We start from the raw sequence: 14,463 nt of genomic DNA on the forward strand, positions 1-14,463 counted from the left end.
CATTGTGCAAGCTCGGACGGTACGGCATGGAACCGGCTCCCGGATCATGACGACGCGAACCCGTCACGATCCGGGAGCCGGCGAAGGTGGATCAGCCGTTGGCGAGGGCCTGGAGCCGGTCGTAGGCACCGTTGAAGGTGTCCTGGTCGAGCGGGCTCGAGGTGTACTGCCAGACGGTGTGGAAACTCCAGTTGAAGGGCAGGGTGCCGACCGACGAGGAGTACCGCGCGACCCACAGCGGGGCGGTGCTGGAGAAGTCACCGCTCACGCACTGGCCCCACCAGTTCGTCGACGTGTAGATCGCCGGGTACCGGCCGGTCTTGGCGTGGTAGGTGTCGTGGAAGTCGAGGATCCACGCCGTCATCGCCGCCTTGCTCAGCCCGTAGCAGGTCGCGCCGTACGGGTTGTACTCCATGTCCAGCGCCCCGGGCAGCGTCCGGCCGTCCTTCGACCAGCCACCGCCGTGCGCGACGAAGTACGTCGCCTGCGCCGCGCCGCTCGAGGTGTTCGGCGTGGCGAAGTGGTACGCGCCGCGGATGAAGCCCTGGTTGTAGGAGCCGTTGTACTGCTGCGCGAAGTACGGGTTCGTGTAGTTGGTGCTCTCGGTGGCCTTGGTCCAGACGAATCGCTTGCCCTGGTTCCACCAGCTCGCCCAGTCGACGTTGCCCTGGTAGCTGGCGACGTCCATGCCGGCCACCGTGGCCAGCACCTGGTTCGGGATGGCCTGCGCCGGCTGCGGTTGCTGCGCTGCCTGCTGCGTCGCCGGTGTCGACTTGTCGCCTTCGACGCGCCGGATCTGCGACCCCAGCTCGTGGTTGTGCTGCGCGATGTCCGCGTTGATCGCGGCCACGGGGTCGACTTCGGGGGAGAAGGTCGTCGCCTGGGCCGTGCCGCCGAGCAGGAGCAGCGTGGCCGGGACGACGAGGGCGGCGAACAGCCGCCTTCTTCGGGAAGTGGACATGTCGGATCCCTTCACAGATACCCTCGCGGTGAGCGGCTTACTGCAGGTAGCCGCCCGTGCACGATTGTTGAGGACGTCGTGGCGTTTGTCACTCAGTTCCGTGAAATTGGGTATACGTGTGGGTGATTTTCTCGGGAAGTCGATCTTCAATTGGTGACTGGTTAACACCTATTAATCGAGACGCTGGTCCGATCAGCCTAACGCGAGCGCCAGCAGCCGGTCCGCCGAGCCGTTGAACCAGTTCTGGTCGCCGGGCAGCGAACCGCGGTCGGCGAACTGCCAGATCGTGTGGATGCTCCAGCTCGCCGGCAGCTCGCCGATGAAGGTGTTGTAGCGCGCGATCCACAGCGGGTTGCCGCCGAACCCGGCGTTGTTCGCGGTGCAGCGCTTCCACCAGCTCGTCGACGTGTAGATCGTCGGCAGCCGGCCGGTCACCGCGAAGTAGGTGTCGGAGAAGTCGTGGATCCAGGTGACCATGCCCGCGGCGTCCTTGCCGTAACAGGTTTCGCCGTACGGGTTGTACTCCGCGTCGAGCGCGCCCGGCAGCGTCTTGCCGTCGGCCGACCAGCCGCCGCCGTGGGCCAGGAAGTACCGCGCCTGCGACGCGCCGTCGGAGATGTCCGGCCGCGCGAAGTGGTAGGCGCCGCGGATGATCCCGGCGGTGTAGGACCCGTTGTACTGCTGGGCGAACTGCGGGTTGACGAACCCGGTGCCCTCGGTCGCCTTGACGTAGACGAACTTGGCGCCCGACCCCGCCGCGCCGGACCAGTCGACCGGGCCCTGGTGCCCGCTGACGTCGTGGCCGAGCTGCTGGTCGTCGCCCCCGTACAGCACGTCGGGCGGTTCGCCGACGCCCTCGACCTTGGCGATCTGCGAACCCGCGTAGTGGTCCTCGGCGCCGGCGTAGCCGTCCGCGACGCTCGCCGGGGCCGGCCCGGCGAGGAGCAGGACAGCGGCGGCGAAGGGCACCAGCGAACGACGTTTCACCCTCTTGCACCCCATCCGTCTCGTCAGACTTCTTCAGTCTCACGATGCACCCGAGCCGCCGGATCGGCGACTCGGGTGGTCACTCGATGGACTTAGAACCGCAGGTCAACGCCGTTCGTCGGCGAGCGCCTTCAGCAAGTGTTCCGCGGGCACGACGGCGGTGATCAGGTCGTGCGGGTTGACCGCGACGGGGTGGCCGCCGAGCAGGCCGACGATGTCGCGGCCGAGCACCGCGCGCGCGTGCGGCCACTCGCTCGGCACCAGCGCCTTGCGTGTGTAGGCGGGCACCATCACCCGGCCGTCGGTGTTGTGGAAGCCGATGACGGTCCGCTGCACCGGCGACATCGCGTAGACGAACAGCGTCGCGTCGAGCACGACCTTCGGCAGGTCCGACGCCGGCCGGTGCTCGGTGCGGACGAGCTGCAGCAGGTGCTCGAGGTCGTTCGCCGGGTCCGGGAAGCCGAGCGCCTTGGGCGAAGGCCGGTAGCGGTCGTTCGGGTGGAAGTCGGCGACGACGTCCCCGACGCCGTTCACCGGGTAGGCGCCGACCACCGCCCACGACGGCACCGGGCCGTTCGGGTCGAAGGCCTCGTCGATGACGTAGAGCCAGCTGTTGGGGTTGGCGCGGGCGTTCGCGCGCATCTCCGCGGTGATCTCGGGCGTGCCGTGCTTGCCGGTGCGCCGCGCCTGCTGGCCTTCGCGCCGCGCGGCGCGGTTGTGCTTGCCGTGCCTGCCGGGGCGATCGGCTCCGCTTCCGGTGGGCTGCTGCGAAACCATCCGATCCGCCTCGTCCCGCTGCGCCATCGTCATCCCCACGTCCTCGGGTGTGCCTGCCAAGTCTTGGTGCGCCACTCTACTGTTTGCCCATGGCCTCTTCGCGTTCGGTCGACCCCGGACAGTTACGTGCGGCGGTGCTGGCGGTTTCCCCGTGGTTGCAGGGCGATGCGCCCGATCCGGCGCGCCCGGAACTGGCCGCGGCGGTCCGGCTGTCCCTGCGCGCGCTGGCGGCCGACGCGCCGGGCCGGACGGTCGAGGTGCGGGTGCCGCCCTTCGCCGCGGTGCAGTGCGTGGAAGGGCCGCGCCACACCCGGGGCACCCCGCCGAACGTGATCGAAACCGACCCGCGGACGTGGCTCGAACTGGCGACCGGCCGGCTGGACTGGACCACGGCGGTGGCGGACGGCCGGGTGACCGCATCGGGCACCCGGGCCGACCTTTCCCACTGGCTCCCCCTCGTCCGGTTCTGACGGACGGGGAGCGCGGGTCACGGCTTGCGGCCGACTCCGCCGGCGATCGTCCGCTGCGCGACGTTGAGCTCCTTGAGCCGCGGGCCGTCCGGCCACCAGTCGGCGCACAGGGTCACGCCCGGTTCGACCATTTCGAGCCCGGGGAACAGCTCCTCGATCTCCTTGTGCGTCCGGAAGGTGCCGGAGCCCATCGGGCTGTGCAGGAAGAAGTCCTCCATCCGGCGCGCGGTCGCGGAGTCCTCGTTCTCCGGGTCGAAGAAGTGGCTGAGCCCGACGAAGGAACCGGACGGCAGGGCGTCGACGTACTCCCGCATGATCTCGGCCGGCCGGGCGGATTCGCCGTTGTAGTGGTGCAGCGTGCCCATCTGCAGCAGGACCAGCGGCTGGCTGAAGTCGATGTGCTCGCGCACGACCTCGTTCTCGAGGATCCGCTGCGGCTCGAAGATGTCCTCGGCGACGAAGTGGGTGTGCTCGTTCTCCTCCAGCAGCGCCCGGCCGTGCGCGAGGACCACCGGGTCGTTGTCGACGTAGACGACCTTGGTCTCCGGGTTGATCCGCTGGACGACCTGGTGGGTGTTCTCCGCCGTCGGCAGGCCGGAGCCGAGGTCGAGGAACTGGGTGATGCCGGTCTGGCTGGCGAGGAAGCGGCAGGCGCGGATGAGGAAGCCGCGGTTCTCGAACGCCAGGTCCTGAGCCTCCGGAGCGGCCTTCTGCACCTTGTGCAGGACCTCCCGGTCGATCTCGTAGTTGTCCTTCCCGAGCAGGAAGGCGTCGTACACGCGCGCGATGCTCGCTCGGGTCGGGTCGACCCCCACGGGAACTCGTTCGGTCCGGGTCGCGGCGTCGGGCATGTTGAACCTCGCAAGTTTTGTGTCGAAAGTCTCGTACCCTACGTAGAGTAGGACTACACACGCACGCGGTAAACCGGGTCACCTCTTTGCGCAGGACGGCCCAACGTGTACTTTCGGTAGTCGGGCTAGAACCCCCTGGTGACGTGAGCGCGGAAGGTCCGGGAATGAACGCGGTGAACGCGTCCGCAGGTGAACAGAACATCGGCCCCACGGCACGCCGGATGATCCTGGGCTCGCAGCTACGCCGGCTCCGGGAAGAGGCGGGTATCACCCGTCAGCAGGCCGGTTACAACATCCGTGGGTCCGAGTCGAAGATCAGCCGGCTCGAGCTGGGCCGCGTCGGGTTCAAGGAACGCGACGTCACCGACCTGCTCACGATGTACGGCGTCGACGACCCGACCGAGCGCCGGACCTTCCTCGAGATGGTCAAGCAGTCGAACGAACCAGGCTGGTGGCGGCGCTTCGGCGACACCATGCCGAACTGGTTCACCGACCTCGTCGGCCTCGAAGAAGCCGCCGCGCGAATCCAGATCTGGGAGCCGATCTACGTCTCCGGGCTGCTGCAGATCGAGCCGTACGCGCGGGCGATCTTCAGCCACGGCCGTCCGGAGATGGCCGACGAGCGGGTCGACCAGCTCGTCGCGCTGCGGATGCGGCGGCAGAAGATGTTCAGCAGGCCGGACGCGCCGCGCGTCTGGATGGTGCTCGACGAATCGGTGCTGTACCGCCCGATCGGCGGCCTGAAGGTCCTCAAGCAGCAGATCGAATTCCTGCTCGAGATGAGCGCGCTGCCGCACGTGTCGGTCCAGGTGCTGCCGTACTCGCGCAGCGGCCTGTCGGCCGAGCACGCGTTTTCGCTGCTGCGGTTCGGCGAGCCGGAACTGCCGAACATCGCCTACGTCGAATACCTGACCGGCGCGCACTACATCGAGAAGCGCGAAGAGATCGAAAAGTACAGCCGCGCGCTCGACATGCTGGCCGTGGACGCGGAGACTCCGGAGCGGAGCCGGTCCATGCTCGGCAAGCGGCGCCAAGAGATCTGAGCCGCTCGGTAGCACCACCGCGACTTCGGTCCGTAACCGTTTTTGCCCTCGTGATCGGTAACCAAGGGTAGCGATTACGCCATTCGTGCAATTGTCTGTCACCCGATGGGTTAACGAGTGTGCGGTGATACTTTACTGTCCGAGAACCTTGCAAGAAATTCTGCACGTGCATTTACCGCTGCATGCGAACGTGCTAGTCTCCGATACGCGGGCAAATGCACATGCAGATGCATCGGCCCGGAAAGATCTTCCGCTTCGAGAGGTGGATCATGGCTGAGCGATTCGAGAACGGCATCCCGGCCGATCGGCTGTCCGGTGCCCAATGGCGCAAGGCGAGCTACAGCGGCGCGGTCGGCAACTGCGTCGAGGTCGCGCCGCTGACCAACGGGGAGATCGCGATGCGCAACTCGCGCTTCCCGACCGGTCCGGCGCTCGTGTACACGCGTGCGGAGATGGCGGCGTTCCTGGCGGGTGCCAAGGACGGCGAATTCGACGATGTCCTCGGCTGAGGCCGTCGCCCCCGTCTTCGACATCGAAACCGGACTGCAGGAGCTGGTGGCACGCGGCTACCAGTTCGTGCACCCGGCCGACGAGCGCGGTGAGGTCCTCGCCGTCGTCGGCGTGCGGGTGCACGACGACGTGGTGGACGTGGTGCGGCTCAACGCCGAAGACGACGTCGTGGCGACCAGGATGCCCGGTACCGAAGAGAACATCTTCGAGCCGGAGCGGTGGTTGTGGTACCGCCGCGGCGAGGGCGCGCAGGTGCTGACGGAGGTCCTCTCCCTGCCGGACGCGTGCTAGACGTGCAGGCTCGCGGCGCCCGTCCGAAGTGGTCAGTGCCACGTCGGGCGGGGCCTGGCCGGCGATCGGACCGTTTACACTGAAATCGGCCTGACCACGTCTTCCCAGGAGCTCCTCGGTGGTTTCCGACCCGCAAGTCGTGTCCGACCAGCCCGACCCGGAACCCCGTGAGGAGTGTGGCGTCTTCGGCGTCTGGGCTCCCGGGGAAGAAGTCGCGAAGCTGACCTACTACGGCCTCTACGCCCTGCAGCACCGGGGCCAGGAGGCCGCCGGCATCTCCGTCTCCGACGGCTCGCAGATCGTGGTCTTCAAGGACCTCGGCCTGGTCAGCCAGGTGTTCGACGAGCAGATCCTGCAGTCGCTGCAGGGCCACATCGCCGTCGGGCACTGCCGGTACTCGACCACCGGCGCGACCATCTGGGAGAACGCGCAGCCGATCTTCCGCACCACCGAGACCGGCAGCGGCCTCTCCTTCGCGCACAACGGCAACCTCGTCAACACGGCCGAACTGCGCGAACGCACCATCGAAGCGGGCCTCAAGCCGCACGCGGGCCTGACCGGCTCGTCGAGCGACTCCGACCTGATCTGCGGCCTGCTCGCCGCGAACGCCGCCGACAAGGGCATCGAGGCCGCAGCCATGGAGCTGCTGCCCACCCTCAAGGGCGCCTTCTGCCTGGTGTTCTCCGACGAGAACACGCTGTACGCGGCCCGTGACCCGCACGGCGTGCACCCGCTGGTGCTCGGCCGGCTCGAGCGCGGCTGGGTCGTCTCCAGCGAGACCGCGGGCCTCGACATCGTCGGCGCGTCCTTCGTCCGCGAGGTCGAGCCCGGCGAGCTCATCGCCATCGACGCCGCGGGCCTGCGGTCCTCCCGGTTCGCGAACCCGGACCCCAAGGGCTGCGTTTTCGAGTACGTCTACCTGGCCCGCCCCGACACCACGATCGCCGGCCGGGGCGTGCACGCGACCCGCGTCGAGATCGGCCGCCGGCTGGCCGGCGAGCAGCCGGTCGAGGCCGACCTGGTGATGCCCGTGCCGGAGTCCGGCACCCCGGCCGCGATCGGCTACGCGCAGGGCTCGGGCATCCCCTACGGCACCGGCCTGGTCAAGAACGCCTACGTCGGGCGCACGTTCATCCAGCCGTCGCAGACCATCCGCCAGCTGGGCATCCGGCTCAAGCTGAACCCGTTGCGGGACGTCATCCGCGGCAAGCGCCTGGTCGTGGTGGACGACTCGATCGTCCGCGGCAACACCCAGCGCGCGCTCGTCCGGATGCTGCGGGAGGCCGGCGCGCTCGAGGTGCACGTCCGGATCGCGTCGCCGCCCGTGCGCTGGCCGTGCTTCTACGGCATCGACTTCGCGTCGCGGGCCGAGCTGGTCGCGAACGGCGTCGACACCGACGGCATCCGGCGCTCGATCGGAGCCGACTCCCTGGGCTACATTTCCCTGGACGGCCTGGTCGCGGCTACGGAACAGCCGAAGTCGCGGCTGTGCACGGCGTGCTTCTCCGGCGAGTACCCGATCCCCCTGCCGGAGGACGCGCTGATCGGGAAGCACCTGCTCGAAAGCCTCGACGCGGTCAATGGCGCGGCGACCCCGGTCAGCCCCGCCGGGTACGGTGCCGAAGACGCCGTCCGGCGTCCCTGAGTTCCTTCCAGTAGGGAGTCCGTCCACCGTGAGCGAGTCCACGAGCGCCACGTACGCCGCCGCCGGAGTCAGCATCGACGCCGGCGACCAAGCCGTCGAGCTGCTCAAGCCGCACGCCGAGCGGGCGACGCGACCCGAGGTCATGGGTGGTGTCGGCGGTTTCGCCGGGCTGTTCTCCCTGAAGCTCGACCGGTGGAAGGAGCCGGTGCTCGCGTCCTCGACCGACGGCGTCGGCACCAAGATCGCGGTCGCGCAGGCGCTCGACAAGCACGACACCGTCGGCATCGACCTGGTCGCCATGGTGGTCGACGACCTGGTCGTGACCGGCGCCGAGCCGCTGTTCCTGCAGGACTACATCGCCGTCGGCAAGGTGCACCCGGAGAAGATCGCCGCGCTGGTCGGCGGCATCGCCGAGGGCTGCGTCAAGGCCGGCTGCGCGCTGCTCGGCGGCGAGACCGCGGAGCACCCGGGCCTGATGGGTGAGCACGACTACGACATGTCGGCCACCGGCGTCGGCGTCGTCGAGGCGTCGCAGCTGCTCTCGCCGGAGAAGGTCCGCCCGGGTGACGTCGTGCTGGCCCTCGGCTCGTCCGGCCTGCACTCCAACGGCTACTCGCTGGCCCGGCACGTGCTGCTGGACATCGCGCGGATGCCGCTCGACGGGCACGTCGAGGAGTTCGGCCGCACCCTCGGCGAAGAGATGCTGGAGCCGACGCGGATCTACGCGAAGGATTGCCTGGCGCTCGCCGCCGAGACCGAGGTCCGGACGTTCGCGCACATCACCGGCGGTGGCCTGGAGGCCAACCTGGCCCGCGTCATGCCGCGCGGCCTGGTCGCCCGGCTCGAGCGCGGCACCTGGACGCCGGCGCCGGTGTTCGCCCTGATCGGCCAGCGCGGCAAGGTCGAGCGGGCCGAGCTGGAGAAGACGTTCAACATGGGGGTCGGCATGGTCGCCATCGTCGGCGCCGAGGACGTCGACCGGGCGCTGGCCATGCTGACCGCGCGGCACGTCCCGGCGTGGATCCTGGGCGAGGTGCAGCCCGCCGGCGACGTCGACGGCCCGCGAGCCGTGCTCTCGGGTGACCACCCGCGGTTCTGAAATTCCTTCGACCCGGCTGTCACACTGGTTGACGTGGCAGCCGAAGACGTGGTGATCGGCTCCCGGTTCACGATCCCGGGAGCCGAGTTGAGCGAGCGCTTCTCGCGGTCGTCCGGCCCGGGCGGGCAGGGCGTGAACACCACGGATTCGCGCGTCGAGCTGTCCTTCGACGTCGCTTCCTCGCCGTCGATCCCCGAGCACCTGCGTGACCGGGTCCTGACCGGGCTCGGCTCGCGGCTGGTCGACGGCGTCCTGACGATCGCGGCCAGCGAACACCGCTCGCAGCTGCAGAACCGCGAGGCCGCGCGCGGCCGGCTGGCGAACCTGCTGCTCGACGCGTCGGCCCCACCGCCGGCCAAGCGGCGCCCCACGAAGCCCTCCCGGGGTTCGAAGGAGCGCCGCCTGGCCTCGAAGAAGCGCCGGAGCGACGTGAAACGCGGCCGCTCCGGGCGCTTCGACGACTAACCCAGGGACAGGTGCACGCACTCGCCCGCCGGCCGGTAGCCGACGCGGGCGTAGACGTGCCCGATCACCAGGTCGCCGGGGGTGAGGAACGCCGTGTGGGCGCCGGCCTCGTGCACCTCGCGGGTGAGGTGCCCGGTGATCGCCGCGGCGATCCCGCGGCCACGGTAGGCCTCGAGCACCGCGATCCCGGCGATCTCGGTGGTGCCGTCGACGATTTCGAGGGCGAGCCCGCCGCCGACGACCACGCCGCCGGCTTCCGCGAGGAGGTGCCGCACCCCGGCGCTCGGCTCTTCGCCGTCGCCGGCTTCCGCGGGCTCGCCGAACGCGATGTTCTGCGCTTCCCGCATCCGCCGCAGGTCGTCAGCGGACTCCGGCACGCGCAGCCGGATGCCCGCCGGCACCGGCTGGTCGACCCGCGCGCCCGGCGCGCAGGTCATCAGCGGCACTCGCCGTTCGAGCTCGTACCCCGCCCTGACCAGGACTTTCTCCAGATCGGGAGCGACGTCGGTGAAGTACTCGAGCCGCGGGAGCAGGTCTCGGCGCCGGTAGGCCGCGGTGAGCGCGGCGATCTCGGCCGCCGTCGGCTGGGCGCCGTCGTCCGGGATCGCGTAGTTGAGCATCGGATGCGGTGTGCCCGGCGAGTAGGTGGCGAGGAACGGGCCGACCCGCTCGGTCTCGCGGCCGCGTGGCGCCGTCTTGCGGACGTAGGTCTGGATGGTGGACATGGTGAGCCCTTCGAGCGCAGGTCAAGGAACCGCAGCCGGTGGCCGGCGTGCGGGCGGGGCGCTGGGCGTCGGGCCTAGCGGAGGCCGACGCCGAAGACGGCGCCAGGCATAGGCAGTCATTCCTTGAACTCGAACGGGCTCTCCCGGCCATGGTCGCACGGACGGCAACCGGATTTCCGGCCCTCATGGATCAGATATCGCGTACCCCGCACCACCCGGTGATCTTTCCGGTGGCGCCGTTTGTCCGCCCGTGGTTTGGTCAGGAGGCCGCAAACCGTCCACAGTGGATGCTGTGGACAACCCTGTGGATGAATTCGGGGCGCATTGGGAAAACCCCTGTGGCGCAGGGGAAACGCGTGAAGCGGGCCTGTGTACTACTTCGCCGCCAGCTCGCGCGCCTGCTCCAGCAATTCCTGCAGGTGCAGCCCGCGCCGGACGTCGCAGGGGTGCGTCGTCGTGCCGCTCGCGATCATCGCCGCGAAGTCGTCCAGCAGCGCGGTGTAGGACTCCTGGGCCGTGCCCGGTTTGCGCCCGAGCGTCCGGTAGCCGTGCTGCCCCCACACCGCGACCTCGACGACGGTCGGCTGTACCGGCAGCCGCAGCGAGAGCGTGGCCGTGCTGACGACGCCGCCCTCGTGGGCCAGCATCAGGTGCCAGAGGTCACCGGGGCTCTGCCGGGCCGCCACGACCTCGGTGATCGGGCCGAGCGCGGCGTCCAGCATGTCGAGCGCGTGCGGGCCGATGTCGTACAGCGCGCCGCCGTCGTCCTGCCGCCACTCCGAAGCGGCGTACTGGCCGCCGAGCAGGGCGCCGGACAGCCAGCGCGCGCCGCCGCCCGCCCAGCCGCCCGCCTGGGCCAGGCCGGCGAGCCACTCCTGCGTCTGGGCCGAGTAGCGCAGGGTCAGCACGACGAGGGCGGCCACGTCGGCGGCCGCGACCGCGTCGGCCAGCCGCTGCGCGCCGCCGAGGTCGGCGGCGATCGGCTTCTCGAGGATCAGGTGCTTCCCGGCTTCGGCCGCGCGCACGCCCAGCTCGGCCTGCACCGACGGCGGCACCGCGAACGCCACCGCGTCGACCTGCTCGAACAGCTCCTCGACGCTGGCCGCGGTGGCCGCGCAGTGCGTCTCCGCAAGCGCTTGCGCCGCTTCCGGGCGCCGGGCCCAGACCGCGGTCAGCGCGGTGCCGGGGTGGTCCGCCAGGCCGGGGGCGTGCACCGTTGCCGCCCACGGGCCGGCGCCGACCAGGCCGACGCGCAGCTGTCCGTCCGCGATGAGCTGTCCCACGGCCCGCAGTCTAGGTGTGTCCCGCGTCGCGCCGGAACCGCACCTGCGGTGGCCGCCGACGTGGTTAAAGTGCCTGCATGATCGCCTCCCGCTTCGCCGTTGTCTGCGCGCTCCTGTTCGGCGCCGCCTTCGTGGGTGCCGCACCCGCTTCGGCGACGGGCAGCGACGGCGCCTGCCCCGAGGGTGGCGGCGTCACGGTGGTCGTCGACTTCGGCGACCTGGGCCCCGGGCCGTTGCTCCGCTGCGCCGCCGGGACGCCCGCGAACGGCATCGCCGCCCTGCGGGAGGCCGGGATCGAGGTGTCGGGCTCGCAGAAGTACGGCCTCGCCGTGGCCTGCCGGATCAACGGCCGGCCCGGCCCCGATGTCGAATCGTGCGTGGGGATGCCGTCGGCGACGGCGTACTGGAGCTACTGGCACGCGTCCGCCGGGGGCAGCTGGACGTCGAGCCAGGAAGGCGCGCAGACGGCCAAGCCGGTGGCCGGCGGGTTCGAAGGCTGGGCGTTCGCGCGGCCGAAGTCGGCGAACGACCTGCCGGCGCCGCCGCGGGTGGCCCCGGTGCGGCAGGCGGCCACGCCGGCGCCCGCTGTGTCCGATCAGGGCAGTTCGTTCCCGTGGGGCCTGGTGGTCGGGGCCGTCGTGATCGTGCTGGTCGGCGGCGCCGGGATCGTCGTCGCCCGCCGCCGGCGTGCGCAGTAGGGCGCTGCACCCCGGCGCCTGGTGGGCCTGGGCGCTCGCGCTGGCCGTCGCCGCCAGCCGCACGACGAACCCGCTGCTGCTCGGGCTGGTCATCGCGGTCGCCGGGTTCGTCGTCGCGAACCGGCGCACAGACGCGCCGTGGGCGCTGGCGTTCCGGCTGTACGTCTACGTCGGCGCGCTGATCGTCGCCTCGCGCGTGCTGTTCCGGATCCTCGTCGGCGGCGAAGACGGCGGGCACGTGCTGTTCGCGCTGCCGCGGATCCCGCTCACGGCCGGGTTGTCCCTGCTCGGGCCGACGTCGGCGGAGGAGCTGCTCGGCGGCTTCTACGACGGCCTGCGCCTGGCGACGATGGTGATCTGCGTCGGCGCGGCCAACGCCCTGGCCAACCCGAAACGCCTGCTCAAGGCGGTTCCCGGGGCGCTGTACGAGGTGGGCACGGCGGTGACGGTGGCGCTGACGGTCGCGCCGCAGCTCGTCGAGAGCGTGCAGCGGGTACGCCGCGCCCGGCGGCTGCGGGCCGGCCGGACTCGCGGGCTGCGGGCGGTCAAGGGCATCGTGGTGCCGGTGCTGGCGGACGCGATGGACCGGTCCCTGCGGCTGGCGGCCGCGATGGACTCCCGCGGCTACGGGCGCCGCGCGTACCTGAGCGGGCGGTTGCGGGTGCTGATCGCCGCCTGCGTCCTGACCGGACTGGTGGGCGTGTGCGTCGGCGTGTACGGCGTGCTCGACGGGACGGCGTCGTTCTGGCTCGGCGTGCCGTTGCTGGCGGCCGGGCTCGTGGTGGCCGTCGCGGGCTTCGTCGCCGGTGGCCGGCGGGTGCGGCGGACGGCGTACCGGCCGGACCCGTGGGGGTGGCCGGAGACGCTGGTCGTCGCGGCCGGCGCCGGGGCGTGCGTGCTGCTGTTCGTGACCGCGCGGGTGGACCCGGACCGGTTGTTCCCGTCGCTGAGCCCGTTGCGCTGGCCGGAGGTTTCCGTGTTCCACGTGCTGTCCGTGCTGGTCGCGGCGCTGCCCGCGGTCGTTTCGCCCCCGGTTCCGGAGGTCGCCCGGTGATCGAGTTCTCACGGGTCACGGTGACGTACCCGGACGCCGCGCGGCCGGTGCTCTCGGACGTGTCGCTGGTGGTCGAAGAGGGCGAGCTGTGCCTGGTCGCGGGGCCGACGGGGGCCGGAAAGTCGACGTTCCTCGGCGCCGTCAACGGGCTCGTCCCGCACTTCACCGGCGGCCGGCTGTCCGGCCGGGTGCTGGTGGCCGGGCACGACACGGCCGCGTACCCGCCCCGGGAGCTGGCGTCGGTGGTCGGCGTGGTCGGGCAGGACCCGCTTTCCGGGTTCGTGACGGACACCGTCGAGGAGGAGCTCGCGTACGCGATGGAGCAGCTGGCGGTGCCGCCGGACGTGATGCGCAAGCGGGTCGAGGAAACGCTGGACCTGCTGGGCATCGCGGACCTGCGCAACCGTCCACTTCGGACGCTCTCGGGCGGCCAGCAGCAGCGTGTCGCGATCGGCTCGGTCCTGACGGCGCACCCGGCGGTGGTCGTGCTCGACGAACCGACGTCGGCGCTGGACCCGACGGCCGCCGAGGACGTCCTCGCGGCGATCACCCGCCTGGTGCACGACCTGGGCACGACGGTGATCGTGGCGGAGCACCGGATGGAGCGCGTGGCGCAGTACGCGGACCGGCTGCTGTACCTGCCGGGCGACGGTTCGGTGCGGTCCGGACCGCCGGCCGAGATCCTGGCGACGTCCTCGATCGCCCCGCCGATCGCCGAGCTGGGGCGGCTCGCGGGCTGGGCACCGCTGCCGTTGTCGGTCCGGGACGCCCGGCGGGTCGCGGGGCCGCTGCGAGCGCGGCTGCAGCGGAGTCGTCAGAAATTGTCGGTGGTGGGTCGTAGTCTCTCGGTGACCGGTTCGGCACTGGATGTGAGAGGGGTGGTGGTCCGATACGGAGATGTCCTGGCGGTACGCGGGGTCGACCTGCGTGTCGGACCGGGTGAGGTGGTCGCGCTGATGGGACGCAACGGCTCCGGCAAGTCGTCGCTTCTCTGGGCGGTGCAGGGCAGCGGACCGAGGTCGGCGGGGAAGGTCGACGTCGGTGGAGCGGATCCGGCATCGCTCAAGCCACGAGTGGCCCGTCAGCGCGTCGGCCTGGTCCCGCAGACCCCGGCCGACCTGCTGTACCTGGATTCAGTGGACGCCGAGTGCGCACAGGCGGACACCGAGTCCGAGGTACCGGCAGGAACGGCCCGGGGCCTGCTGGACAGGCTCGCCCCGGAAGTCGCCGGTGAAGCGCACCCCGGCGACCTCTCGGAAGGGCAGCGACTGGCGTTGGTGCTGGCGATCCAGCTGGCGTCGGCCCCACCGCTGGTCCTGCTCGACGAGCCGACCCGCGGCCTGGATTACCACGCAAAAAGGCGCTTCGCGGCGACCCTGCGAGAGCTGGCCTCGCAGGGCCACGCGGTAGTGCTGGCCACCCACGACGTCGAGTTCGTGGCCACGGTGGCCACCCGCGTGGTGGTCATGGCCGAGGGCGAGGTGGTAGCGGACGGCCCGACGAGAGAGGTGATCACCGCCTCGCCGGCGTTCGCCCCACAGGTGGCGAAGATCCTGGCCCCGGAGCCGTGGCTGACGGTGGACGAGGTCGCGGAGGCATTGTCG

General features: G+C 70.8%; 16 protein-coding genes. 10 read left to right on the forward strand and 6 right to left on the reverse strand.

The annotated features are described in order from the left end of the window. Positions 1 to 91: 91 nt before the first annotated feature. The 3 genes from C2L59_RS02530 to C2L59_RS02540 all read right to left on the reverse strand — a co-directional run bounded on the left by C2L59_RS02530 (position 92) and on the right by C2L59_RS02540 (position 2,758). Positions 92 to 961, reverse strand: a complete 870-nt coding sequence (locus tag C2L59_RS02530; RefSeq protein WP_103347879.1) for a lysozyme — start codon at positions 959 to 961, stop codon at positions 92 to 94. 192 nt (positions 962 to 1,153) lie between these two features. Continuing rightward, positions 1,154 to 1,963: a lysozyme gene (locus C2L59_RS02535; protein ID WP_199198872.1), complete on the reverse strand. Its 810-nt coding sequence runs from the start codon at positions 1,961 to 1,963 to the stop codon at positions 1,154 to 1,156. A gap of 90 nt (positions 1,964 to 2,053) precedes the next feature. Further along, a complete protein-coding gene (locus C2L59_RS02540; RefSeq protein WP_103347881.1) occupies positions 2,054 to 2,758 on the reverse strand; it encodes a type VII secretion system-associated protein in 705 nt (234 codons plus the stop codon). Positions 2,759 to 2,814: 56 nt separating this feature from the next. On the opposite strand from C2L59_RS02540, the gene C2L59_RS02545 reads away from it, so the two are divergent. Continuing rightward, on the forward strand, positions 2,815 to 3,195 hold the full coding sequence (locus C2L59_RS02545; protein WP_199198873.1) for a sterol carrier family protein: 381 nt from the start codon (positions 2,815 to 2,817) through the stop codon (positions 3,193 to 3,195). 17 nt (positions 3,196 to 3,212) lie between these two features. Here C2L59_RS02545 and C2L59_RS02550 read toward each other — a convergent pair whose 3' ends face one another. Continuing rightward, positions 3,213 to 4,010 (reverse strand): SAM-dependent methyltransferase, encoded by a 798-nt coding sequence (locus C2L59_RS02550; RefSeq protein ID WP_199198874.1) that lies wholly within the window; start codon positions 4,008 to 4,010, stop codon positions 3,213 to 3,215. 200 nt (positions 4,011 to 4,210) lie between these two features. Here C2L59_RS02550 and C2L59_RS02555 point away from each other — a divergent pair, with 200 nt between their 5' ends. The 6 genes from C2L59_RS02555 to arfB all read left to right on the forward strand — a co-directional run bounded on the left by C2L59_RS02555 (position 4,211) and on the right by arfB (position 9,099). After that, positions 4,211 to 5,089, forward strand: a complete 879-nt coding sequence (locus C2L59_RS02555; RefSeq protein ID WP_103347884.1) for a helix-turn-helix transcriptional regulator — start codon at positions 4,211 to 4,213, stop codon at positions 5,087 to 5,089. Positions 5,090 to 5,358: 269 nt separating this feature from the next. After that, a complete protein-coding gene (locus C2L59_RS02560) occupies positions 5,359 to 5,598 on the forward strand; it encodes a DUF397 domain-containing protein (protein ID WP_103347895.1) in 240 nt (79 codons plus the stop codon). Further along, positions 5,585 to 5,890, forward strand: a complete 306-nt coding sequence (locus C2L59_RS02565) for a hypothetical protein (RefSeq protein WP_103347885.1) — start codon at positions 5,585 to 5,587, stop codon at positions 5,888 to 5,890. The genes C2L59_RS02560 and C2L59_RS02565 overlap by 14 nt, the downstream gene beginning before the upstream one ends. Positions 5,891 to 6,008: 118 nt before the next feature. Continuing rightward, on the forward strand, positions 6,009 to 7,535 hold the full coding sequence (gene purF, locus C2L59_RS02570; RefSeq protein ID WP_103347886.1) for an amidophosphoribosyltransferase: 1,527 nt from the start codon (positions 6,009 to 6,011) through the stop codon (positions 7,533 to 7,535). Positions 7,536 to 7,563: 28 nt separating this feature from the next. Further along, the gene (gene purM, locus C2L59_RS02575) at positions 7,564 to 8,634 is read left to right on the forward strand and encodes a phosphoribosylformylglycinamidine cyclo-ligase (protein ID WP_103347887.1); all 1,071 of its coding nucleotides are present in this window, start codon (positions 7,564 to 7,566) and stop codon (positions 8,632 to 8,634) included. Between the two features lie 48 nt (positions 8,635 to 8,682). Next, on the forward strand, positions 8,683 to 9,099 hold the full coding sequence (arfB, locus tag C2L59_RS02580; protein WP_103347896.1) for an alternative ribosome rescue aminoacyl-tRNA hydrolase ArfB: 417 nt from the start codon (positions 8,683 to 8,685) through the stop codon (positions 9,097 to 9,099). Here arfB and C2L59_RS02585 read toward each other — a convergent pair. Continuing rightward, the gene (locus C2L59_RS02585; protein ID WP_103347888.1) at positions 9,096 to 9,824 is read right to left on the reverse strand and encodes a GNAT family N-acetyltransferase; all 729 of its coding nucleotides are present in this window, start codon (positions 9,822 to 9,824) and stop codon (positions 9,096 to 9,098) included. The two genes, arfB and C2L59_RS02585, sit on opposite strands and share 4 nt — an antisense overlap. A gap of 374 nt (positions 9,825 to 10,198) precedes the next feature. After that, positions 10,199 to 11,107: a Gfo/Idh/MocA family protein gene (locus C2L59_RS02590; RefSeq protein ID WP_103347889.1), complete on the reverse strand. Its 909-nt coding sequence runs from the start codon at positions 11,105 to 11,107 to the stop codon at positions 10,199 to 10,201. A 77-nt stretch (positions 11,108 to 11,184) separates the two neighbouring features. Between C2L59_RS02590 and C2L59_RS02595 the strand changes: the two genes are divergently transcribed. The 3 genes from C2L59_RS02595 to C2L59_RS02605 form a co-directional block, all read left to right on the forward strand. Next, complete coding sequence (locus C2L59_RS02595) at positions 11,185 to 11,805, forward strand: hypothetical protein (protein WP_103347890.1); 621 nt, start codon at positions 11,185 to 11,187, stop codon at positions 11,803 to 11,805. Beyond that, the gene (locus C2L59_RS02600; protein ID WP_199198875.1) at positions 11,795 to 12,859 is read left to right on the forward strand and encodes a CbiQ family ECF transporter T component; all 1,065 of its coding nucleotides are present in this window, start codon (positions 11,795 to 11,797) and stop codon (positions 12,857 to 12,859) included. The genes C2L59_RS02595 and C2L59_RS02600 overlap by 11 nt, the downstream gene beginning before the upstream one ends. Further along, positions 12,856 to 14,463 (forward strand): ABC transporter ATP-binding protein (locus C2L59_RS02605; RefSeq protein WP_103347891.1); only part of this gene is annotated, 1,608 nt, incomplete at its 3' end. The genes C2L59_RS02600 and C2L59_RS02605, both read left to right, overlap by 4 nt.

Source organism: Amycolatopsis sp. CA-128772, assembly GCF_002904295.1.
In the GTDB taxonomy this organism is placed as follows: Bacteria; Actinomycetota; Actinomycetes; order Mycobacteriales; family Pseudonocardiaceae; genus Amycolatopsis.